The following is a 23,483-nucleotide window of genomic DNA, read 5'->3' on the forward strand; positions in this document are numbered from 1 at the left end:
AGATGACCTCCTGGAGCGCCGCTCCAGGAGGCGGCACGAGCCGGGACCCCTGCGGAAGGGGAGGATTCAGACGGCCGTCTTCGCCCCGGGTGCGGGGGCGGGCCTGGGCTTCGCCCCCTTGTCCGGAGTGTTGGTGAACTTCTCGTACTCCCTCAGGACCTCCTCCGTGGGCCCGTCCATGCGCAGCTCGCCGCGCTCCAGCCACAGCACCCGGTCGCAGGTGTCGCGGATGGACTTGTTGCTGTGGCTGACCAGGAACACCGTGCCGGCGTGCTGGCGCAGCTCCCGGATGCGTTCCTCGGAGCGCTTCTGGAAGGAGCGGTCGCCGGTGGCCAGCGCCTCGTCGACGAGGAGGACGTCGTGGTCCTTGGCGGCGGCGATGGAGAAGCGCAGCCGGGCCGCCATGCCGGAGGAGTACGTGCGCATCGGCAGGGTGATGAAGTCGCCCTTGTCGTTGATCCCGGAGAAGTCGACGATCTCCTGGTAGCGCTCCTTGATCTGCGTCCGGGACATGCCCATCGCCAGGCCGCCGAGGTGCACGTTGCGCTCGCCGGTGAGGTCGTTCATCAGGGCCGCGTTGACGCCGAGGAGGGAGGGCTGGCCGTCGGTGTAGATGCGGCCGTTCTCCACCGGGAGGAGGCCGGCGACCGCCTTGAGGAGGGTCGACTTGCCGGAGCCGTTGGTGCCGATCAGGCCGATGGCCTCGCCCCGGTACGCCACGAAGGACACGTTCTTCACGGCGTGCACCCGGCGTACTCCCGCCGCCTTCTCGGCCTTCCCGCGGCGCAGGATGCGGTGGAGGGCGGCGGTCGCGGAGCCGCGGCCGGCGCCGGTGCCGTTGACCCGGTAGACGATGTCGACGCCGTCGGCGACGACGGTGGGGACGCGTTCGTCCGCCTGGTTGCTGGGGGTGTTGTCAGCCACGACCGTACGTCTCCTCGGCCTTCCAGAAGTAGATGAAGCCGCCGATCCCGGCGAGCAGCGCCCAGCCCGTCGCGAGCGCCCACACGTGGGGCGGCAGGTGGCTCCCGTCGAAGGTGTCGATCAGGGCGAAGCGCATCAGGTCGATGTAGACGACGGCGGGGTTGAGCTGGAGCGCGGTGCCGACCCAGGACGGCAGGCCGCTGTCGGGGCCGGTCATGTGGTCGATGCTGAACATGACGCCGGAGGCGTACATCCAGGTGCGCAGCAGGAACGGCATCAGCTGGGCGGCGTCGGGGATCTTGGAGCCGACCCGGGCCATGAGCAGCGACACGCCGGTGTTGAACGTGAACTGCAGGACCAGGGCCGGGACCGCCAGCACCCAGGAGGCGGCGGGCGGTACGCCGAAGGCGAGCAGGATCACGAGCAGCGCGGCCATCGAGAACAGCAGCTGCTGGAGCTGCTGGAGGCAGAAGGAGACCGGCAGCGCGGCCCGCGGGAAGTGCAGGGCGCGCACGAGACCGAGGTTGCCGGAGATGGCCTTGGTGCCCGCCATGATCGAGCTCTGCGTGAACGTCCACACGAACACGCCGGTGACCAGGAACGGGACGAAGTCCTCCACGCCCCGGCTGGTGTTCATCAGCATGCCGAAGATGAAGTAGTACACCGCCGCGTTGAGCAGGGGCGTCATCACCTGCCAGACCTGACCCAGTTTGGCCTGGCTGTACTGGGCGGTGAGCTTGGCGGTGGCGAAGGCGGTGATGAAGTGCCGGCGTGCCCACAGCTGGCGGACGTACGCGGGCAGGGACGGGCGGGCGCCGCTGACCGACAGACCGTGGCGGGCGGCGAGGGCCGCGAGGTCGTGGTCGGCGGCGGGGGCGGCCGGGGCCGCTTTCGAGGGCGGTGTGTGGAGGGCCTGACTCACATCCGCTGCTTTCAGCTCGAGGGGAGGGGTGGGGGGCGCCCGTCGTCCACCCGGGTGACGTGTGTGCTGTTCACCTGGGTGACCTTGTGCGTTCACTTACGTCGGGACGGGACCGTATCGTCGTCTCGCGAGCGTAGGGCGTGACGACGTCGGAACGCAACCGTTCCGTCGTCACGCCCCTATGCTTGGCTCGCATGACGACCAACGCCGACGAGCCGCAGCCGCGCCCGCGCCGCCGGGCCCCCGCCGGGGCGGCCGTGCTCCGCGAGGACGTGACGGAGGCCATCCGGGCGGCGGTCATCGGGGAACTCGTGGCGGTCGGCTACGCGCGGATGTCCATCGAGGGGATCGCGCGCCGTGCGGGCGTCGGCAAGACGGCCGTCTACCGGCGCTGGCGCTCCAAGCTGCACCTGGTGCTCGACATCGTCTCCGCACTCGCCGTGCAGGGCCTGCCCGCGCCCGACACCGGGTCCCTGGAGGGCGACCTGCGGCTGCTGTACGAGGTGACGTCCCGTGCCCTGCGCCACCCGGTGGCCTCGCAGGTCATCCCCGACCTCCAGGCGGAGGCGGCCCGCAATCCCGACATCGCGAAAGCCCTGCAGAAGACGTTGCGGGAGGGGCAGGACGGCGTCGCCAGCAAGATTCTCTCGGCGGCTGCGGAACGGGGCGAGCTCAGCCCCGCCGCCGACACCGACCTCGCCCTCGACCTGATCTCGGGCCCGCTGTACTGGCGCTCGGTGGTCGTCCGCAGCCCGAAGCTGCCCAAGGAGTACCTGGGGGCGCTGGCGCGGGCCACGGCGGAGGGGCTCAAGGCGTTGTGAGCGCGCGCCGCCGGCAGGACGGATCCCCGACGAGGACCCGTACTGCCGGCGCGCTCCCGGCGTGGAGGTGCGCGCCCTCCGCGTGTGGCGGCCCGTCGTGGGCCCGAGCGCCGAGGCCGGCGGCGGGCGGCACCCGGCCCCGGTCGTGGTGTCCGAGCGCCGGGGCCGGCGGGCGGCACCCGGCCCCGGTCGTGCTCAGTCCCGCGCCGCCCCCGGGTGCAGCCGGACCCAGCCCGCCCACGCGGACGCGATCATGTCGTCGACGTCGTACTTGGCCTTCCAGCCCAGTTCCACCGAGGCCCGGTCGGCCGAGGCGACCACGCGGGCCGGGTCGCCGGGGCGGCGGGGGGTGACCGTCGCCGGGTGGTCGTGGCCGGTGACGGTGCTGATGCGGTCGATCATCTCGCGGACGGAGACGCCCTCGCCCCGGCCGATGTTGAGGGTGAGGGCGCGCCCGGGGGAGGCCGTCAGGGCGCGGGCCGCGGCGACGTGGGCCTCGGCCACGTCGACCACGTGGATGTAGTCGCGGACGCAGGTGCCGTCCGGCGTCGCGTAGTCGTCGCCGAAGACGCGCGGCGCGGCGCCCTCCGTCAGCTTCTCGAAGACCATCGGGACGAGGTTGTAGACGCCGGTGTCGGCGAGTTCCGGGCTCGCCGCGCCCGCCACGTTGAAGTAGCGCAGCGCCGCCGTGGACAGGCCTGCCGCCCGGCCGGTGGCGCGGACCAGCCACTCACCGGCCAGCTTGGTCTCGCCGTACGGCGACATGGGCAGGCACGGTGTCTCCTCCGTCACCAGGTCGACGTCGGGCATGCCGTACACGGCCGCGGAGGAGGAGAAGACGAAGGACGGCACGCCGGCCGCGGTGACCGCCTCCAGCAGGACGCGCAGGCCCTCGACGTTCTCCCGGTAGTAGTGCAGCGGCAGGTCCACCGACTCGCCGACCTGCTTCTTCGCCGCGAGGTGTACGACGCCGGTGACGGAGTGGCCGGTGAGGGCGCGCGCGACCCGTTCGCCGTCGAGGACCGAGCCCACCACCAGGGGGACGCCGTCGGGCACGCGCTCGGCGATGCCGGTGGACAGGTCGTCGTACACGACCGCCTTCTCGCCCGCCTCGGTCATCGCCCGTACGACGTGCGCCCCGATGTAACCGGCGCCGCCGGTGATCAGCCAGGTCATGTGTGGCCGTCCCCTCGTCAGTGGTCGTCGGTAGCCATGATCCGGCATTCGGTGCCCGGTGGGCACCGTACCCGTCAGGACGGGGCGGAGGGGGACTTCGGGACGTACGCGTCCAGGGAGGTCGTGAGCCGGTCGAGGCGCGAGCGCAGTTCCTGGATCTCCGCGAGGTCCAGGCCGGTCGCCGCGGCGATCCGGCGCGGTACCTCGCGGGCCCGCTCGCGCAGCGCCGCGCCCTGTGCGGTCGGCCGCACCTCCACGGACCGCTCGTCCCGCGCGCTGCGCTCCCGCCGGACCAGACCGGCCGTCTCCAGCCGCTTGAGCAGGGGCGAGAGTGTGCCGGAGTCGAGCCGCAGGTGCTCGCCGAGCTTCTTCACCGGCAGCTCCCCGTGCTCCCACAGCACCAGCATCACCAGGTACTGCGGGTAGGTGAGGCCCAGTTCCTTGAGGACCACGCGGTAGACGCCGTTGAAGGCGCGCGAGGCGGCGTTGAGCGAGAAGCAGATCTGCTGGTCGAGGCGGAGCCAGTCCGTTGCGGGCGTGGTCATGCCTTCAGCCTAACCGACGGTCTTTGCCCGTCACTGAATTGTGCACAACTGAATTGTGTGCTCTACTTGGCGTCGTCGGAACCTCTTCCCGACTCCGCACCCCCGCAATTCCTCGAGAGGGACGGTTTTCCCATGGACGCGCTCTACACCGCCGCCGCCACCGCCACCCACGGCCGCGACGGCCGCGCCGTCAGCTCCGACGGCAAGCTCGACCTCGCGCTCGGTGCCCCCGTGGAGCTGGGCGGCAACGGGCAGGGCACCAACCCCGAGCAGCTGTTCGCCGCCGGGTACGCCGCCTGTTTCGGCAGCGCCCTCGGCCTCGTCGGCCGGCAGGCGAAGGTCGACGTCAGCGACGCCGCGGTGACCGCCGAGGTCGGCATCGGCAAGCAGGGCGAGGGCTTCGCGCTCGCCGTCACCCTCCGGGTCGAGCTGCCCGAGGGCGTGGACGAGGAGACCGGCCGCACGCTGGTCGAGCAGGCCCACCAGGTCTGCCCCTACTCCAACGCCACCCGCGGCAACATCCCGGTCGACCTCGTCATCGAGTAGTCAGCCCCGGGCCCCGACCCGCGCCAGCACCTCTCCCGTCCGTTCGCTCCACGCCACCACCACCGCCTCCTCGGGCACCGGCTGCCAGCGGGTCAGCAGCAGCCAGCGGACGTGGTGGCGGCGGACGACGGCGGCGCGCTCGGCGCGGGTCGAGCCGGGCGCGAGGTAGGCCTCGACGTCGGCCACCCGCCGCCGGCGTTCCGCCTCGTCCAGCGACGGATCCGGCCAGGCGGGCGCCGCGAGGTTCGGCCCGTACCCGGCGATGGCGTGCCCGGCGTAGTAGCCGTCGGTGATCACGACCTCGCCGGGGCCGATGTGCCGGGCCGCCCACTCGTACGTCGGCCAGTGGGGCGGCTGCTCGAAGCCGACCGGGTCCAGCGCGCGCGGCACGACCGCCCCGGCATGGACGGTGAGGAACCCCAGCAGCGCCCCCGCGGCCGCGGTCCAGCCCAGTGCCGCGCGCCACCGCCCCCACGGCCGGGGCGCCGCCAGCTCCACCGCCAGGGCGAACTGCAGCGGCACCAGGGTGAGCCCGAGGATCCGGCCGTAGGTGTAGTGGCCGCTGAACCAGCCGTACGCCACCACCGCGCAGTCCAGCGCGCACATCAGCACCAGCGGATCCGACGGTGACCGGCGTCCGCGCAGCCACAGCGCCGGCAGCCCGAGCAGCGCCAGCCAGAACTCCCCGGGCAGGTGCAGGTACAGGATCCGGTGCATCCCGTCCACGCTGTCGTCGCCGGCCAGCGCGAACACGTCGAAGTACGGCCACGCCGCCGCCGACGCCGCCGCCACGGCGCCCGTCAGCGCCCACCGCCCGGCGACCGCCCCGCGCCACCCGCGCTGCCACCCGGTCACCAGCGCCACCGCGCCGAGCGCAGCCGCCACCGCCGTGATCGGGTGGACGAGGAGGACCAGGCCGTAGAGGAGGCCGAGCGCCGCGTACCCGGGCAGGCCGTGCAGTCCGCTCGGCCCCACGTACCGCACCCGGCGCGCGTCCCGTGCCCGCGCCCCGGTCAGCGCCCAGGCCCAGAACGTCAGCCCGATCGCGCACGCCGACGGGTAGCCGAGGTTTCCCGTCATCGACATCAGCCCGAGATAGCCGCTCCACCAGGCCCGCTCGGTGCCCCACAGCAGCGTCATCGCGCCCAGCGCCAGCACCGGCGCCCACGGCCGCGGGGTCAGGACCCGTACGAAGCGGCCCAGGCCGGTCAGCAGTACCAGCAGGTTCACCGGTCCGGTGAGCCGCACCACCTCCCAGCCGCCCAGCCCGGTCAGCCGGGCGAACAGGCCCTGCGCCACCGCGTACGGCGAGTAGTAGGCGCTTCCCGCGCCCGGCAGGTCGGCCATCGGGTGGCGGGGGTTCAGGAGGTCGGCCCTCAGGCGCTCCACGACGGCCGCGTGCTGGCCGGCGTCGCAGCACAGCGGCACCGCCCAGTACGCCAGTGACATCAGCAGGAAGAACAGGAAGCCGGCGGCCTGGTACGGGGTGGGGCGCCAGGCGCGGCCGCCGCGCAGCGCCGTCGCGCCGCGCACGGACCGCCGGACGGCGACGCCGGCACTCACGGAAGGGGTGAAAGGTGGGACATTCGGGGCATTTGCCGTATGTTCCCGTTGAGGTCAGTGAAATGACCCCGGTTCACCTCATCGAGTGACGCCCGGTGTGCGGAACCGAGTGACGCCCGGAGCGCGGATCACCGGGGCGCGCGAGCCCGGCCGGCACGCCCCTGCGCGGGCAGCGCCACCCGGCGCCGCACCCCCGGCTCCAGCAGCAGCGGCACCCCCACCACCGGCAGCAGCCACGCCAGCACGATCAGCCGCTCACCCCAGATGTTGATGTCCGGATGCCCCGCCTGGGTGAGGATCCCGGTGAACGCAGCCGCGGCCAGGAAGCCGCCGGCCGCGCCCCCGCGCCGCAGCGCACCCCACGCCCCGGCGGCCAGGGCCGCGACGAACAGCGGCTCCCGCGCCTGCCGGCGCAGCCACTCCACCCAGAAGTTGCCCTGCAACTGCCAGAACTCCGCCCACGGCCGCTCCCGGTCGGGCCGGGCGAAGTGGTCGGTGAGCAGGTCCTGCAGACTGTCGGTCTCGGAGGGGTAGTGCAGCAGCCGCGCCAGGGTCAGCGTGACGACGACGCCGGCCAGGCCGATCGCCGTGAGCGACAGCACCTCCCGGCCCGGTGGCCGGCCCCGCCGGTGCCGTCGCAGGGCGATCAGCGCGCCCGCCGCCGCCAGGCACAGCCCGAGGAACAGCGCCTGCGAGTGCTTGACCGTGAACAGCGCGAGCAGCGACCCGGCGACCAGGGCGAGCCCGGCCCGCGCACGCCCCGCCCGCAGCACCAGCGCACAGCCCCACACCGCCGCCAGGGTCAGCGCCATCAGCAGCCCCTCGGCCATCGGGCGCATGGCCGTCGTCCCGCACGGCAGCACGTAGTACAGCGCCTGCCCGGTCAGCGCGACCGGTACCGGCACGGACAGCGTGCGCAGGACCAGGAAGGCGAGGACGCCGCCCGCACACGCGATGACGACGCCCGCCGCCCACAGACCCCACGTCACCCCGAAGGCCGTGACGAACGGCACCAGGAACACCGGGTAACCGGGCCGCACCTCGAAGATCCGCATGAAGCGCTCCGGCATGAACGGCGTGGTGTGCCCGCCGGCCGTCCCGGCCGCCAGCCGCGGCTCCACCGCACGCCACTCCCGCTCCCGGCACGCGGCCATGACCGGTCCGGTGGGGTCGGGGCGATGGAAACGGACCACGTGCACGCTCTGGTCGCGGCGGGCCGCCGACGCCTCGCTCGCGCACGCGTAGTCGATGGTGGCCGCCGCCACCGCGCGCTCGCTCCCACCGCCGAGGCTCAGCGCGTACGACAGGTAGTTCTTGGAGTCGGGCGTGGCCCGGCCGGTGACGTTCGCGAGCTGGAGCAGGGCGAACACCGCGGCCAGGACGAGCACCCAGGTGCGCGGCCTCACGGGGAGGTCAGCACGTCGCGGCCGTCCGGCACGGCGCGGGCACCGGGGACGTGCAGGGCCCCGGGGGCGGGCATCGCCTCGCCCAGCATCAGCGTCCGGACCACCCGCTCGGCGGCCCGCCCGTCGTCGTACTCGCAGAACCGTGCCCGGAACGCGGACCGCAGCCGTGCCGCCTCCTCGTCCCGCCACGCACCGGAGTCCAGCAGCCACGCCAGTTCCCGGTAGGAGCGGGACACGTGACCCGGCGCCTCGGCGGTGATGTCGAAGTAGGCGCCGCGGCTCGCCGCGTAGGCGCCCCAGTCGTCGGCGTGGATCACGATCGGCCGGTCCAGGAGGGCGTAGTCGAACATCAGGGCGGAGTAGTCGGTGATCAGCAGGTCGGAGGCGAGCATCAGCTCCTCGACGTGCGGTTCGTCGGTCGCGTCGACCAGGACGCCCCGCCGGTGCAGCTCCGACAGGCCCATGCCGCGCGCCGGCCCGGTGGCGAGGGACGGATGGAGCCGCACCACCAGGGTGTGGCCGTCCCCGAGGTCGGCGGCGAGACGGGCCGGGTCGATCCGGTCGACGTGCCCGCCGCGCCGGTACTCACGGCGGGTCGGCGCGTACAGCACGAGGGTGTGGCCGTCGGGGACGCCGAGCCGCTCGCGGACCGCGCGGCCGTCCTCCGGGGCGGCGCCCACCAGCACGTCGTTGCGCGGACTGCCGGTGCGCACCGAGGTGAAGTGGCACGGGTACGCCCGCTCCCACACCCGTTCCGCGTACCGGCTCGCGACCAGGCTGTAGTCCCAGCGGTCGGCCCGGCGCAGCATCTGCGGCACGTCCAGGCCGTGCCGGGCACCGGGCCTGTCCAGCAGGTCGGCGCCCATGTACTTGAGCGGGGTGCCCTGGTGGGTGTGGATGTGGACGCTGCCGGGCCGCTTGGCCACGGCACCGGGCCAGTTGACGTTGTTGACGAAGTACGTGGCCCGCTCGGTGATCCGGCGGTAGGCCGCACTGCCGAGGACCACGTGTTCGGTGTCCGGCGGCAGCACGGCCCTGTCCGCCGCGCACTCCTCGTCGCGCACCACCCACACCCCGCGCAGGTGCGGGGCGATCTCGCGCGCCTTGCGGTGGATCGCCGCGGGGTCGCCGAGCACCCCCCGGTGGGAGAAGGCCGAGTAGACGACGAGGCCGGGATCCAGCGGACGGCGGATGTTCACCGCGCCGCGCACCCGCCCCAGACCCCCGCCGGCCGCTTCCTGCGCCCGCCGCGCCCGCCGCGCCAGTTCCCGGCCCGCCCTCCCGGACTGCCGCCGCAGCCGGTAGGCCGCGTACCCGAGGGCCCCGCAGTCCAGGACGCGCAGTTCGGCCGGGACCTCGGCGCCCTCCGGCCGGTACGCGCGGAACATCTCGGCGGTGCGGAGGAAGAACTCGGCCCTGTCGCCCGGGGGCAGCCGGTCCGGCTTGGACAGGATGTCCAGGCAGTGCTCGCCCATCTTGGTGTGCAGGAACGGCCGCCACCGGGCCAGGTGCGGGCGGGCGTCGAGGAACGCGAAGACCCGCTCGTACTGCGCGTGGACGTCGAAGTGCTTGCGGCTGGTGGTGGACAGGATGTTGCCCTGGCGGCGCTGCCGGTAGTTGAGGCAGATGCGGTCCAGCGTGGCGATCCGCCCGGCGCTGAACATGACCGGGAAGGTCCAGGGCGTGTCCTCGTAGTAGCCCGGCGGGAAGGTGAAGCCCTCCCGCTCCACGAAGTCGCGCCGGTAGACCTTGTTCCACACCACCATCAGCAGGTCGAGGATCCCGGGGTGTTCGGCCGCGGTGAAGGTGCCGTCGCCGGCCTCCGCCAGCACCCCGGCCAGCACGTTGCGCCGGGTGCCTCCCCACCAGTAGGTGCGCGCGTAGTCGAAGACCAGGACGTCCGGGTCGGCCGTCTCCGCCAGGCGGTCGGCCATCGCGCGCAGGGCGCCCGGGGTGAGCGTGTCGTCGCTGTCGAGGAAGAAGAGGTAGTCGCCGGTGGCGTGCGGCATACCGGCGTTGCGGGCCCGGCCGAGGCCGGCGTTCTCCTCCAGGTGCAGCACGCGCACCCGCTCGTCGCGGGCGGCGTACTCGTCGAGGATCGCGCCCGAGCCGTCCGGCGAGCAGTCGTCGACGGCGACGACCTCGATGTCCCGGTAGGACTGGTCCAGGACCGAGTCGAGGCACTCGCGCAGGAAGCCCTGCACCTTGAAGCAGGGGATGATGACGCTGAAGCGGGGCACTGCGGAGTCAGCTCCTTGCGAAGGTGGCGGCGGCGGGGGCGGGGACGCGCTCCGCGAGCGGGGTCACGGGCGGCAGGGCCTCGGGCGGCTCGCCGAGCAGCACCCGGCGTACGACGCGCTCGGCGGCCCGGCCGTCGTCGAACTCGCAGAACCGCTCCCGGAACGCCGCCCGCAGCGCCGCCGACTCCGGCCCCGCGTACGAGCCGTCGCCGAAGACGCGGGCCAGTTCCTCGGGCGTCCGCACCACCGGGCCGGGCGGCGCCGCCATCAGGTCGAAGCAGACGCCGCGGGTCTCCCGGTAGACGTCCCAGTCGTCGGCGTACACGACGATCGGCCGGTCCAGGTTGGCGTAGTCGAACATGATCGACGAGTAGTCGGTGACCAGCGCGTCGGCGGCCAGGCACACGTCCTCGGAGGAGCGGTGCGCGGTGACGTCGATGACCCGGCCGGTGCTCCGCGCACCACCCCGGTCGTAGAAGTAGTGGGCGCGCAGCAGCACCACCACGTCCTCGCCGGCCGCCTCGCAGAACGCCTCCAGGTCCAGGCCGCCAGTGCCGAAACCGGCCTCGTAGTCCCGGTGCGTGGGCGCGTACAGCACGGCCGTCGCCCCCTCGGGGACGCCCAGCTCGCGCCGGACGCGGGCGACGTCGCCGGCGGTCGCCGTGCAGTAGACGTCGTTGCGCGGATAGCCGTACTCCAGCTGCTCGTAGGAGCCGGGGAAGGCGCGCTCCCACGTCTGGGTGGAGTGGCGGTTGGAGGACAGGTTGTAGTCCCAGCGGTCCACGCGGCCCAGCAGCTTGGCGAAGCTGCCGCTGGCCGCGGCCACCACGGGGTACGTCGACTGGTCGACGCCCATCGTCTTCAGGGGGGTGCCGTGCTGCGTCTGCAGGTGCACGCTGCCGGGCCGCTTGACGACGTCGTCCGCGAAGTTGGCGTTGTTGACCAGGTACGTGGCGCGGGCGAGCACGTCCCAGTAGCGCGGGCTGCCGATGACGGCGTGGTCGACGTCCTCGGGGACCGTGTGCGCCTGGTCCGGCTCGACCAGGAACACCGACCGCAGGTGCGGGGCGAGTTCGCGGGCCTTGGCGTGGATCGCCGCCGGGTTGCAGGCGTAGCCGCGGCCCCAGTAGGCGCAGTACACGACGAGGTGGGGGTCCAGCGGGCGGCGCAGCCGGCGGCGGTAGCGCAGGCGGGTGCGCAGTCCGTGCGGGCGCGGCAGGTGACGCAGGACGCCGGCCGCCGCCCGGTTCGCGGCGCGCAGGGCGCGGAAGGCGGCGTACGACCCGGACGCCAGCAGCCGGTGCTGCACGCCGAGCCGGCCGCCCGGAGGCACGAAACCGGCGGGGCGGTGGCGCCGGTAGAGGTGGCTCGCCCGGCGGAAGAAGGCGCGGCGCCCCCGGCGCGTCAGACGCCGGGGATGCGTGGCGGTCTTCAGGATCATGGCGAAGAGCTCCTCGAACAGCGGACCGCGCCGCTCGGCCGGCAGCCCCCGTTCGGTGGCGTGCGCGAGCGCCAGTTCGGCCTGGTCGAGGAGGTCGGCGTGGTGCTCGCCGGGCAGGTTCAGCCGGCTGCCCTGCCGCCGCACCAGATGCCGTACGACCACGGAGCGCAGCACCGCCACCCGCTCGGCGCGCGCCGCGACGAGGGCGCCGAAGCCGATGTCCGTGAAGTGCCCGTCGGGGAACGCCAGGCGCCGCTCGGCGAGGAAGGTACGGCGGTACACCGCGCTCCACGCGGGCAGCCGCACGCCGGTGAGGTGCGGGGCGCGGCCCGGGGCGAAGACACCGTCCGGGGCCTTGGCCAGCAGCGGGGCGGCCGGATGGGTCGCCTCGCCCTCCCACCAGGGCACCCGCTCGTGTCCGACGTACAGCACGTCGACGCCGCCGGTGTCCGCCAGCCGCGCGTCCAGCGCCGCCAGCGCGCCCGGCACGAGGACGTCGTCGCCGTCGAGGAACAGCAGGTACGCGCCGGTCGCCGCCCGCATCCCGGTGTTGCGCGCCCCGGCCAGCCCGGCCGACGGCGGCGAGTGCACGGGCGCCACCCGGGAGTCCCGCTCGGCGCGCTCCGCCACGACGTCCGCCTCGGCGCGGTCGGGGGCGTCGTGGACGGGGATCAGCTCGAAGTCGCCGAAGGACTGGGCGAGGACCGAGTCCAGCGCCTGGGACAGCCGCCCCGCGACCCCATGGGACGGGACGATGATGCTGAAGCGGGGCATGCTGCTCTTTCTCTCGTTCTCCTGGTCGCACGGGAGCCGTCCGTCCGACGGGAGCCCCCCGTCCGACGGAAGCCCTCCGCCGGACGGGAGCCCTCCGCCGGACGGAAGCTGCCCGTCCGGCGGACGTCACCCCCCGCCGCCCCCGCCGGCCGGCGGCCCGGCCGTCCCGTCGGCCGCCAGGTGGGCGGCCGGGTCGGAGTGGGCCGCGACGAGGTGCGGGGCATACGGACTCCCAGAGGACAAACGGCGGTCAGAGGCTGTCGGTGACGGTGCGGAGCCCGGCGGGTTTCGGCACGGTCGCCAGCGGGGTGCGGGTGAGGGCCGCGGACGGGGGACCCCCCGCTCGGGCGAGGCCGAGAACGGGGGAGGAGGGCGCCGGCCGGCGCTCGGCGAGCGGCACGACGGGCGGCAGGTCCGTCTCCCCGAGCACCACCCGGCGTACGACGCGCTCCGCGGCGCGGCCGTCGTCGTACGGGCAGAACCGCTCGCGGAAGGCGGCCCTCAGCCGGTCGGACCGGGGTCCGCACCAGTGGCCGCCGGCGAAGACGTCGATCAGCTCGTCCTCGTCCCGCGCGATCGCGCCCGGCGGGAAGGAGCGCAGGTCGAAGTAGGTGCCGCGGGCCGCCTCGTACGCCTCCGGCTCGTCGGCGTGGAGCACGATCGGCCGGTCCAGGCCCGCGTAGTCGAACATCAGCGCCGAGTAGTCGGTGACGAGGGCGTCCGAGGCCAGGCAGAGCGATTCCACCCGGGGATGGCCGCTGACGTCGAGGACGCGGCCCCGGGACTCGGCGAGCGGACCGCCGTGCCGGGGATGGGCGCGGGCCAGCACCATGAAGCGGGGGCCGAGACGGGTGATGACGCGCTCCAGGTCCAGGGCGACGCGCTGGGTGCGGCGGTAGTCGCGGTGGGTGGGCGCGTACAGGATCGCGACGGTGCCCTCGGGGATGCCGAGGCTCTCGCGCAGCCGCGCCACGTCCGCGGCCGTCGCCCGCTGGAGGACGTCGGTGCGGGGCTGGCCGCACTCCAGCGTGGTGTAGCCGCCGGGGTGGACGCGTTCCCAGGTCAGGGTGGAGTGGCGGTTGGCGGAGACGACGTAGTCCCAGGAGTCGACGTCGCGCAGCAGCCGGGCGAAGTCGGTGCCGGCCGCGGCGGCCGGGCGCTCCTGGAGGTCCAGGCCCATGTGCTTGAGGGGTGTTCCGGCCTGCGTCTGGATCAGGACCTGGCCCCGGCGTTTGACCAGGCCGGCGTCGAAACCGGTGTGGTGCACCAGGTAGCGGGAGCGGGCCAGCGCCGTCCAGTAGGCGGCCGTGCCGGGGACCAGGCGGCGCGTGCCGGGCGGGATCGTGTGGTGGTGCGCGGGGGCGGCGGCCCACGCCGTGCGCACGTGCGGCGCGAAGCTGCGGAACGCCTCCTCCAGCGCGCCCGGGTTGCAGCCGTGCCCCCGGTCCCCGTCACCGGCGAAGACGGCACGGTCGGCGCGCAGGGGGAGGCGGCGCTGGACGCGGTAGTGCAGGCGGAGGGTGACGGCCCGCGCGGTGCGCAGCAGCTGGGCGGTGCCCTTCACCGTCCGGTGGCGCAGGGCCGACGCCAGCCGCAGGGCCTCGTAGGTGCGGCGCAGGCCGAGCCGGAGCAGGGCGTGGCGCAGGCGCACCGGCAGCGGGGCGGGGGCGCCGGGGACCCGGTAGCGGCGGCAGTGGACGCGGGCCCGGCGCAGGAACTCGCCGCGCAGGGAGCGGGGGAGGCGGTCGGGGCGGGTGAACACCGTCGTCAGGTGGTCGGCCATGCGGCGGAACAGCACCGGCCGCCAGTGCTCCAGCTCCGGGGCCGACTCCAGGAACGCGAAGACGCGGTCGTACTGCGCGAAGACGTCGAGGTGCCGTGGGCTTGGTGTGCCCAGGATGCTGCCCCGCCGGCGCTGCCGGTAGTGGACGCAGACCCGGTCCAGGGTGGCGATGGACCGGGCCGTCATCAGGACCGGGTACGTCCACGGCGTGTCCTCGTAGTAGCCGGGCGGGAAGGTGAACCCCGCGCGCTCGGCGAACTCCCGCCGCACCGCCTTGTTCCAGGCCACCATCAGCAGCCGGAGCAGCCCCGGCCGGTCGGCGAGCCGGAACGGTGCCGGGCCCTCTTCGGTGAGGTGCGCGGCGGCCTGGTTGCGGACCGTCTCGCCCGACCAGTGCGTGCGCGCGTAGTCGTAGACCAGGACGTCCGGTTCGCCGGTCTCCTTCACCCGGTCGGCGACGGCCCTGAGCGCGTCGGGGGTGAGGGTGTCGTCGCCGTCGAGGAAGACCAGGTAGTCGCCGCTCGCCCGCTCCATCCCGGCGTTGCGGGCGGCTCCCAGGCCCTCGTTCCCGGGCAGGTGCACGGCGCGTACGCGCGGGTCGCGGGCCGCGAACTCGTCGGCGATCGCGCCGCAGGCGTCGGGGGAGCAGTCGTCGACGACGATCAGTTCGAGGTCCGGGTACGACTGGGACAGCACCGACTCCAGGCACGCGTGCAGATACGCCTGAACCTGGTACGCGGGGACGATGACACTGAACCTGGGCACGGGGCATCCATGGGTCGGCGGGGCCGGCGGAGTCGGCGCGGGCGTTCGGCCCGGGAACGGCCGGTGGAGTGACTTGGTTACGTTCCCTGCGGCATTCGGGGGACCCCGTGCACGGGGAGGAGCCCGGTACGCGAGAGGGGGCCGGCCGGTGTCCGGCCCGCCCCCTCAAGAGTGCTTCCCTGTCGGCTACTTGACGGCGCCCGCCATCACGCCGGAGACGAACTGCCGCTGGAACGCGAAGAACACGGCCAGCGGGATCACCATGGAGATGAACGCTCCCGGCGCCAGTACGTCGATGTTGTTGCCGAACTGCCGTACCTGGGTCTGCAGGGCGACCGTGATCGGCTGGCTCCCGGAGTCCGAGAAGATCAGCGCGACCAGCATGTCGTTCCACACCCACAGGAACTGGAAGATGCCGAGGCTCGCGATCGCGGGCCCGCCCAGCGGCATCACGACCCGGACGAACAGCCGCAGTTCACCCGCGCCGTCCAGCCGTGCCGCCTCCAGCAGCTCTCGCGGGATCTCCGCGAAGAAGTTCCGCAGCAGGAACACCGCGAAGGGCAGGCCGAAGCCGACGTGGAACAGGATCACCCCGACGACGGACCCGAACAGGCCGATCGTGCCGAAGAGTTCGGCGATCGGGATCAGCGCGACCTGGACGGGCACGACGAGCAGCCCGACCACGGCCAGGAACCACCAGTCACGGCCCGGGAACTCCATCCACGCGAAGGCGTAGCCCGCCAACGACCCGATGACCACGACCAGGACCGTCGCCGGGACCGTGATCATCACGGTGTTGAGGAGGGAGGAGGTGATGTCGCCGTTCCTCAGCAGCTCCTCGTAGCTCTGGAAGGTGAGCTGGGACGGCTTGGTGAAGACCTCCCACCAGCCGCTCGCCGCCATGTCCCGGGGCGTGCGCAGCGACGACAGCAGCAGACCGATCGTGGGGACCAGCCAGAACAGGCCCACGACGATCAGGAACACCCGGACCAGCCCGCCGCTGACGCCCTCGGCGAGCCGCGAGCCCAGCGACCGCTTCGCCTTGCGGGCCGTCCCGGGTGGTGCCGGCGCCGTCTTCGTGAGGGAGCCCGCGTCCGTGGTCATCGCCGCACCTCCCGCCTGAGCCGCCGTACGTTGAACCACATCACCGGGATGACCAGGAGCAGCAGGAACACCGCGATGGCACTGGCGATGCCCGGCTGGTCCGAGGCGAAGCCCTTGCGGTACAGCTCCAGGGCGAGCACGTTCGCGTCGTCCTGGGAGGAACCGGGCGCGATGATGAAGACCAGGTCGAAGACCTTCAGCACGTTGATCATCAGGGTGACGACGACGACCGCGAGGACCGGTGCGAGGAGCGGGACCGTGACCCGTCTGAAGACCTGCCACTCGTTGGCGCCGTCGACCCGGGCCGCTTCGAGGAGTTCCCGGGGCACCCCCGCCAGCCCGGCCGCGATCAGCACCATCGCGAAGCCCGCCCACATCCACACGTACGACCCGATGATGGCCGGGGTGACGAGGGAGGGGCCGAGCCAGTCCAGGCCGTTGTACGGCTCCTTGAAGTTGTCGGCGGGGAGCCTGAGCTGCGCCCCGTCGGCCGCCGCGGGGAGCGTGAAGGTGCCGTCGCCCGCCGCCGTGGTCTCCGCGACGACCTCGCCGTCCTTCACCGCCTCGATCTTCATCCCGGCGTAGCCCAGCTCGGCCGCGTCGACGCCGTTGAGCTTGCCGACGCCCTTGCCGCGGGTGAAGTCCTGCCAGGTGGTACCGGTGATCTTCCCGTCCTCGGGTTTCGCAGGTGCGGCCTTCTCCGCGCCGTCCGGCATCACGTCCGGGGCGACGCCCACGAGGGGGAGGACGACCGTCTCGCCCGCGCTCACCGGCTGCCTGGTGATGAACGCGCCGCCGCCGGCCGGCTCCAGCGGCGACTCGCGGCCCGGGTGCGCCTTCGGGAACGCGGACGACTCGGCGAACGTGTCGTGCACCCCGACCCACACCGCGTTCGCGACGCCCTTGTCCGGGTCCTGGTCGTACACCAGCCGGAAGATGATCCCGGCGGCCAGCATCGAGATGGCCATCGGCATGAAGACGACCAGCTTGAACGCCGTTCCCCAGCGCACCCGTTCGGTCAGCACCGCGAAGACCAGGCCGAGCGCGGTGGCGACCGTCGGGGCGAACACCACCCAGATGACGTTGTTCTTCAGGGCGGTGCGGATGCCGTCGTCGGTGAACAGCGCCCGGTAGTTGTCGACTCCGGCGAAGGAGTCGCCGGACTGGTCGTAGAAGCTGCGGATCAGCGAGTACCCGATCGGGTAGACCACGAGCGCGCCGAGCAGTACCAGGGCGGGCAGCAGGAACAGGGCCGCCACGGTCCTGCGGGTGCCGGTCACGCTCTTGCGCGATTCGGGGGCGGCAGGGCCCGGTGAGGCCCCTTGGGAGGCTCCTGCCGCCGTGGCCGACGCCATCGCGTCAGCCTCCGTAGGCGGCGGCCGCGTCCGCCTCCAGCCGCTGCTGCGTGCCCGCGATGTCCTTCGGGTTCTTCAGGAAGTCCTGCAACGCCTTCCACTCGCCCTTGCCGGGCGTGCCGCCGAAGGCCTGCGGGGCCTGGTCCGACATGTCGAAGCGGAAGTCGTCACCGGCCGCGACCAGCGCCTCGGCGATCTTCCTCTGCACGTCGTTCGGGTACGCCGACGCGTCCAGGTTCTTGTTCGGCGAGAGGTAGCCGCCGAGCTTCGCGTGGATCGCCGCCGCGTCCGGGGAGGCCAGCCAGGTGGCCAGCGCCTGCGACGCCTTCGAGTCCTCCAGGATCACGGCCGCGTCACCGCCGGAGACCACCGGCGCGGTGTCGCCGACCGCCGGGAACGGGAACACCTTCGCGTCCGTGCCGACCTTCGCGTCCGTCTCGCCGATGTTGACCTGCACGAAGTCGCCCTCGTAGACCATGCCCGCCTTGGGCTGGTCGCCGCCGGTGAAGGTCTGCGTCACCGAGGCCGGGAACTCCGTCTGCAACGCGCCGGCCGCGCCGCCCGCCACGTAGTCCTTCTTGCCCCAGATCTCGGCGAGGGTGGTCAGCGCCTCCTTCACGGACGGGTCGGTCCACTTGATCTCGTGCCTGGCCAGCTGGTCGTACTTCTCCGGGCCCGCCTGCGAGAGGTAGACGTTCTCGAACCAGTCGGTGAGGGTCCAGCCGTCCGCGCCGCCGACGGAGAACGGTGCGACACCGGAGTCGTAGACCGTCTGCGCGGCGGTGAGCAGCTCGTCCCACGTCTTGGGCTCGGCCGCGCCCGCGTTCTCGAAGACCTGTGCGTTGTACCAGATCAGGGACTTGTTCGCGGCCTTGTAGTAGACGCCGAACTGCTTGCCGGCGACCTTGCCGATGTCCTGCCAGCCCTGCGAGTAGTTCTCCGCCAGCTCCTTGGTGGCCTCGGTGCCCAGCGGCTTGGCCCAGCTCTTCTCCACGGCCTGCTTGATGGCGCCGGGCTGCGGGAGCATCGCCACGTCCGGCGGGGCGCCGCCCGCGATCTTCGAGCCGAGGAAGTTGATGATCGGGTCCTGGGCGGGCACGAAGGTCACCTTGGCGCCGGTGCGCTTCTCGAACTCCGCGAGGACCTTCTTGAAGTTCTCCTGCTCGGCGCCGGTCCAGACGGCGGCGACCTCCAGGCTCTCGCCGTCCAGCCGGGGGAGGGTGACGGTGGCGGCCGGCTGCTTGCCGCCGTCGCCCTGACCGTCCGTGTCGCCGCTGCCGTTGTCGTCGTCGCCGCCGCACGCGGTGAGCGAGAGCGCGAGGGCTCCCGCGGCGAGGGCGGCGGCGGCCCGGACGGACCTCTTCCCGGCCCTGTCCGTGGCCCCGCCCGCGGCCCTGCTCGTGACCTTCCTGACGGCCCTGCGTGTCCGCATGGTGCTGCTCGTGCGCATCACTGCCCCGTTCTTCGTTCCTCGTCGAACGTCCGGCGCTGTCCCGTGGGCTCTGGTGTACGCCAGGGGGGTGAGGGCGGCAAGAGCGCCTCCGCTGTCGAGCGGGGGATCGTGACCGCGTCGTGACTCGTCGGGCGGTGTCCGTCCGGCGGTCGTGCCGTGGCCGCGGAGCACGGAGGTCACGCGGAGGGGCCGGGACCGGTCGCCGGGTGAGGCCGCGGGGGCCGCTCGCAGGCTGCCGCCCGCCCCGGGGAGCGCGCCGCTGACCGGCCGGAGGGCTCCACCGTCCCACGCGGGCCCGGTCTCCCCGGGGCGCGGCCGTGACCGTGTCCGCCGGCCGCGGCGTCAGGGCCGGGCTGTCGGGGAGGCCGGGCCGGCCTTCCGTTCGCCGGGTCTGCCGCCGAGGCCGCGGAGTGTCCCCGCGGTACGCCGGCCATCGTCCGCGCCCCCGCCGGGCCCGCCCGCGCCGAGCAGTGCGTGCCCGCGGGCTCGCCGCGCCCGGGCCTCGTGGACGGCGGCGGCGAGATCGTGACACGCCCCGGTCACAGCAGCGACGGCACCTCCGACGCCGCGACCTGCCGCGCCGCCCGCTCCAACGCGCTGGCCAGCAACGCCAGGTCCGTCGGCCCGTTCCCCAGCTCGCGCACCGGCCGCTGGGCGGGCGGGTCGCCCATGCGGTGCCACTCCAGGGGGACCACCGTGGGCCGCAGGGTCGCCGTGCGCGGGATGCGGCCCGTGACCCGGCCGCCCTGGAACGGCACGGCCCGTCCGTCCGGGCCGGCCAGCCGACCACGCCCCGGCACGGGTTCGTCCGGGCCGGGCGACGGAGCGTCGAGCGCGACGCGCAGGGTGGCGCGGAGCGCGGGTTCCGTCTGGGCCGTACGGCCGCCGGGCGCGGTGGCGGCCACCAGGTGCACGCCCAGCCGCTCGCCCTCCCGCGCGACCGATTCCAGTGCCCGCATCACCGACCCCGCCGCGGGCCGTCCGGGGGAGCCGAGCGGGGGAGTGACCAGGGCGTCGAGGTCGTCCACGACCACGACGAGGCGGGGGAGCGGGGGCGCCGCCCCCGCCCGGCGCCGGACCGCGCCCGGTCGCAGCCGCAGCGTGGAACTGGGAGGTGACTCGACGTCCCCGGAATCGGATATCGCCGCGGGGCCGGGCGCGCCCGCGGCCGTGCGCTGGGCGACCATCCGGCCCGACACCTCGCGCCCGGTGTGCCACTCGGTGAAGTCCGCCCGCCCGAGCAGCTCGGCGCGCCGCTTCAGCTCGGCGCTCAGGGACTGCGCGAACTCCCGCATGCGAACGGGGTCGTTGGCGGTGAGGTGGGTGGTGACATGGGGTACGTCCGTACAGACGCGCAGTCCCTCCCCGTGCCCGCCGCCGCCCGAGCCGACGCTGTCCCGGCCGTCCATCAGGACGATGCCGAGGCGGTCGGGGCGTTCGGCGGAGGCGAGCGAGGCGACGAGCGCCCGCAGCAGCTCGGTGCGGCCGCTGCCGGGCGGGCCCTCGATCAGCAGGTGCGGTCCCTCGGCGGCGAGGTCGACCGTGACCGGGCCGCGAGGTCCGGCGCCCAGCACGGCCTGGGCGCGTCCGCCGGGGACCTCCGTGTCGTCGGCGGCGTCGGCCCACCGGGCCATCAGGGAGGCCGGGGTGGCCCGGGCGAGGCCCAGCTCGTCGAGGAGCCGGGCCGCCTGGGGCAGCGGCGCGGACACGCGGGCGTGCCGGTCGCCGACCGTGCCGTCGGTGCGCAGCGGGGCGAGGGCGCGCGCGAACCGCTCGGCCCAGGCGAGGGAGACGGCGTCGACCGTGCCGAGGGTGCCGTGCCCGACCGGGCCGGCGGAGGCGTCCGGAGCGCCCTGGGAGGTGCCGGTGCGCGCGACGCGCAGCAGGCGCAGGGCCGTTGCCACGTCGCCGCTGAGCAGCGCCACGGCACCGCACTCCCGGAACACCGACGACACCGCGCAGGCGGCCTCGTACGTCTCCGTCACCGGGGACGTCGGGGAGGCGGCGGCCGTCTCGGCGAGGCACAGGACGTGGATGCCGGCCCGCGGGCCCTCCAGGGCCAGCCGCGCCACCGCCTCGCGCACGTCGGCACCGCCGGGGTCCCCGTCGACGACGACCACGGTGTACGGCCCGGCGAAGCCGCCGGCCGGGTCGGTCCCGTCGTCGGCCCGCGCCCAGGAGGGCTGCCGGGTACCGGCCGTGGTCGCGGCCTGCCGCGGGTCCTGCCGTACGTCCTGCGCGGGAGCCGTCGGCTGGGCCGGGATCGTGCCGGCGGGGGCCGGCCGCCGTGCTCCGGTCCGGGCGTCCGTCAGGTGGTCCTCCAGGCGGCGCAGGAGTTCGCCCGCGCGGGCGGCGGCCTGCTCGCGGTCGTAGGCCAGCAGCAGGCGGCAGTCCTGGCCGTGTCCCGGGCGCAGCTGCGGCAGCCAGCCCAGCCACGACCACTCCGCGACCCGCTCGGCGAGCGGACGGGAGCGGTCCGCGCTGACCAGGACGATCTCCAGGACGTCCGCGGAGTGCAGCGCGGCGAGCTGGGCGAGCACCGACCGGGCCAGCCCGGCGAGCCGCGCGCGCGGCCCGGCCAGCCCGAGCGCCCCGACCTCGCGCAGTCCGGCGGTCACCGGGACCGCGGGCAGCGGCACGTCGCCGCCGGGCGCCACCCGGTCGGCCGTGCCGAGCCGCACGGTGAGCGCCTCCGGGTGGCCCGGGCCGCGCTCCCACAGCCGCGGCCCCGGTCCGAGCGCCGTCAGCAGCAGCGAGGCGGGGTCCGGCCAGGTCTCCGGCGCGCGGGGGACGCCGGCCGGGGCCGTCGGCGCCGGTCCGGCGGGCTCCTCGTCGTACGCGTACGCACCGGACCCGACGGTGTCCTGGGGGCCGCCGCGGCCTCCGGCCAGCCGCCGCGCCCACGCGCCGAGGCCGCCGCGCCTGCGCACGCCCGGGGGGACGTCGGTGCCGCGCAGGGGCGTGCCCTTGCGCCCGGTGCCGCCGTCCGGACCGGGGGCGCCGGGGGCCTCACCGAAGGCACCGGAGGGAGCCGCCTCGAAGGCGTCCCGTCCGTGGGCGCCCGCCGCATACGCGCCGGCGTCGGGTGTGCCCGCTCGGTACGCCCCCGCGCCGTAGGTGGTCGCGCCGGAAGCGCCTCCGTGCGTCGCGTCTCCTGCCGGGGCCGGCCGGGGGACGCCCGCCGTGGGGCCCGTGCCGTGGCTCTCGATGCGCGGTGCGCCGCCCTGTCCGGGGACCTGGTGCGGGTCGGGCCGGGCCGCGGCGGTGCCGTGGGCGTGGTGTGTGAGCCCGGCCGGGCGGTTCCGGTCCGCGGGCCCGGCCCCGCCGGTCCGGGCCGTCCCGGTGCCGGACCCGCGCGGGGGGCCGTCCGCCTCCCCGGCCGTCCGTTCCGCCCGTTCCGTCCGCGGGGCACTGCCCGTGCCCCGTGCCGGGCGGCCGGTGCCGTCCGTGGGACCGCCCGCGCGTGCGGGACGGCCCGGCTCACCGCCCGTGCCGGCGCGGTCCCCCTCCCCGTCGGCCACGCGCGCGTGCGCCACCTCGTCCCCGGCGGCGGCCCTGCCGGCGCCCGGCGACGGGGACGCCGCCGCACCGGACAGCCGTACGTGCCCCTCCCCGTCCGGTGTCGTCGCCACCCGCGCCACCGCACCCCGGGGGACCGGCACGAGCCGCAGGGCCGACTCGCCGATCCGCAGCAGCGACCCCGGCGCGAAGCGGACCGGGCGGCTGCCCACGCGGGTGCCGTCCAGGGTGGTGCCGTTGGTGGAGCCGAGGTCGGCGACCGAGACGCGGCCGTCGGGGGCGACGGTCACGGCGCAGTGCGTCCTGGAGACGTCCGGGTCGTCGAGCGCGACGTCGGCGTCGGCGGAGCGGCCGAGCCGGACCTGGCCGCCGTGCAGCAGGTGGACGCCGCCCGCGTCGGGGCCGGCGACGACGTGGAGCTGGGCCGGGACGTCGGCCGGTTCGGCGTGCGGGTCGGGCTCGCCCGGGGCGCCCAGGCAGAGCACGGCGCCGTCGGTCAGCGGGGGCTCGCCCAGGGTGCTGCGCTGGGCGTCGAGCCGCTGCGCGCCGGCGTGGAGCACCACCTGGCCGGAGCCCGGAGCCTCACCGCCGGGGAGCGCGGCGGCCAGCGCGGAGGCGACCGCGGCCAGGGCCGTGCCGGCCGGCGCGGTGACCAGCACGTCGCAGCTCGCGGCGCGGCCCCCCACCGAAGCATGCGGGCCCAGCGGGTCTACGACGGTCAGCCGGATCTGCATCGCCGTCAGCGGTCCCTTCGCGCGGGCGCCCGCGCGCCGGGGACAGAAGTTGTTCACCACGGTCCCCCACCGCGGACTTCCCCCACCGCCACACGAGCACGTCGGCCAGTACTGCACGCATCCTCGCACCTGCCACGGACAACGCGCCCGTCGCCCGCCGTCAAATGATCTTGATTGGTCGGCTCTGCCCGCAAAAATGCCCGACAGGTGTCACGGCGGTGATCGAACGGCGTCCACTTGAGATCGGTCACGTCCGGGCCCGGCAACCAACGGACCGGGTCGCGCGTCTTCCCCCCGAACCCGCCGGAAGCGGAACGTGCGCCGGAAGCGGAACGTGCGCGGAAGCGGAACGTAAGGCGCACCGGCGGACCAATGGGAACCACAGGACGACGACAGCCCGGTGCCCGCAGCG

General features: G+C 74.5%; 15 protein-coding genes. 2 read left to right on the forward strand and 13 right to left on the reverse strand.

Annotation, left to right across the window (positions count from 1 at the left end; all coding sequences use genetic code 11):
- Positions 1-66 precede the first annotated feature (66 nt).
- Together ACP4IX_RS00125 and ACP4IX_RS00130 are read right to left on the reverse strand one after the other, a co-directional pair.
- Complete coding sequence (locus tag ACP4IX_RS00125) at positions 67-924, reverse strand: ABC transporter ATP-binding protein (RefSeq protein WP_426516576.1); 858 nt, start codon at positions 922-924, stop codon at positions 67-69.
- Positions 917-1,846 carry an ABC transporter permease gene (locus tag ACP4IX_RS00130; protein WP_426516578.1) on the reverse strand — a complete coding sequence of 310 codons (930 nt, stop codon included), beginning with the start codon at positions 1,844-1,846 and terminating at the stop codon, positions 917-919. The genes ACP4IX_RS00125 and ACP4IX_RS00130 overlap by 8 nt, the downstream gene beginning before the upstream one ends.
- Before the next feature lie 194 nt (positions 1,847-2,040).
- On the opposite strand from ACP4IX_RS00130, the gene ACP4IX_RS00135 reads away from it, so the two are divergent.
- The gene (locus tag ACP4IX_RS00135; RefSeq protein ID WP_426554380.1) at positions 2,041-2,667 is read left to right on the forward strand and encodes a TetR/AcrR family transcriptional regulator; all 627 of its coding nucleotides are present in this window, start codon (positions 2,041-2,043) and stop codon (positions 2,665-2,667) included.
- Positions 2,668-2,862: 195 nt separating this feature from the next.
- Here ACP4IX_RS00135 and galE read toward each other — a convergent pair whose 3' ends face one another.
- Together galE and ACP4IX_RS00145 are read right to left on the reverse strand one after the other, a co-directional pair.
- Positions 2,863-3,843: a UDP-glucose 4-epimerase GalE gene (galE, locus tag ACP4IX_RS00140; protein ID WP_426554381.1), complete on the reverse strand. Its 981-nt coding sequence runs from the start codon at positions 3,841-3,843 to the stop codon at positions 2,863-2,865.
- A 74-nt stretch (positions 3,844-3,917) separates the two neighbouring features.
- Positions 3,918-4,388, reverse strand: coding sequence for a MarR family winged helix-turn-helix transcriptional regulator (locus tag ACP4IX_RS00145; protein ID WP_426554382.1), 471 nt, complete (start codon positions 4,386-4,388; stop codon positions 3,918-3,920).
- A 132-nt stretch (positions 4,389-4,520) separates the two neighbouring features.
- On the opposite strand from ACP4IX_RS00145, the gene ACP4IX_RS00150 reads away from it, so the two are divergent.
- Positions 4,521-4,934, forward strand: a complete 414-nt coding sequence (locus tag ACP4IX_RS00150) for an organic hydroperoxide resistance protein (protein WP_426554383.1) — start codon at positions 4,521-4,523, stop codon at positions 4,932-4,934.
- Here the strand turns inward: ACP4IX_RS00150 and ACP4IX_RS00155 are convergent, their stop codons facing one another.
- The 9 genes from ACP4IX_RS00155 to ACP4IX_RS00195 form a co-directional block, all read right to left on the reverse strand.
- Positions 4,935-6,497, reverse strand: a complete 1,563-nt coding sequence (locus tag ACP4IX_RS00155) for a hypothetical protein (protein ID WP_426554384.1) — start codon at positions 6,495-6,497, stop codon at positions 4,935-4,937.
- A gap of 128 nt (positions 6,498-6,625) precedes the next feature.
- Positions 6,626-7,903 carry a hypothetical protein gene (locus ACP4IX_RS00160; RefSeq protein ID WP_426516590.1) on the reverse strand — a complete coding sequence of 426 codons (1,278 nt, stop codon included), beginning with the start codon at positions 7,901-7,903 and terminating at the stop codon, positions 6,626-6,628.
- Positions 7,900-10,143, reverse strand: coding sequence for a bifunctional glycosyltransferase/CDP-glycerol:glycerophosphate glycerophosphotransferase (locus ACP4IX_RS00165; protein WP_426516592.1), 2,244 nt, complete (start codon positions 10,141-10,143; stop codon positions 7,900-7,902). The genes ACP4IX_RS00160 and ACP4IX_RS00165 overlap by 4 nt, the downstream gene beginning before the upstream one ends.
- A 7-nt stretch (positions 10,144-10,150) precedes the next feature.
- On the reverse strand, positions 10,151-12,358 hold the full coding sequence (locus ACP4IX_RS00170; protein ID WP_426554385.1) for a bifunctional glycosyltransferase/CDP-glycerol:glycerophosphate glycerophosphotransferase: 2,208 nt from the start codon (positions 12,356-12,358) through the stop codon (positions 10,151-10,153).
- Between the two features lie 250 nt (positions 12,359-12,608).
- Positions 12,609-14,906, reverse strand: a complete 2,298-nt coding sequence (locus ACP4IX_RS00175; RefSeq protein WP_426516596.1) for a bifunctional glycosyltransferase/CDP-glycerol:glycerophosphate glycerophosphotransferase — start codon at positions 14,904-14,906, stop codon at positions 12,609-12,611.
- Positions 14,907-15,092: 186 nt separating this feature from the next.
- Positions 15,093-16,010 carry a carbohydrate ABC transporter permease gene (locus tag ACP4IX_RS00180; RefSeq protein ID WP_426516598.1) on the reverse strand — a complete coding sequence of 306 codons (918 nt, stop codon included), beginning with the start codon at positions 16,008-16,010 and terminating at the stop codon, positions 15,093-15,095.
- A complete protein-coding gene (locus tag ACP4IX_RS00185) occupies positions 16,007-17,365 on the reverse strand; it encodes a carbohydrate ABC transporter permease (RefSeq protein WP_426516600.1) in 1,359 nt (452 codons plus the stop codon). Before ACP4IX_RS00185 ends, ACP4IX_RS00180 begins: the two co-directional genes overlap by 4 nt.
- A 4-nt stretch (positions 17,366-17,369) precedes the next feature.
- A complete protein-coding gene (locus tag ACP4IX_RS00190) occupies positions 17,370-18,815 on the reverse strand; it encodes an ABC transporter substrate-binding protein (RefSeq protein ID WP_426516602.1) in 1,446 nt (481 codons plus the stop codon).
- 542 nt (positions 18,816-19,357) lie between these two features.
- Positions 19,358-23,071, reverse strand: a complete 3,714-nt coding sequence (locus ACP4IX_RS00195) for an FHA domain-containing protein (RefSeq protein WP_426554544.1) — start codon at positions 23,069-23,071, stop codon at positions 19,358-19,360.
- Between the last annotated feature and the right edge of the window lie 412 nt (positions 23,072-23,483).

The sequence above is a fragment of the Streptomyces sp. WG5 genome, from assembly GCF_049974565.1.
Lineage (GTDB): Bacteria > Actinomycetota > Actinomycetes > Streptomycetales > Streptomycetaceae > Streptomyces.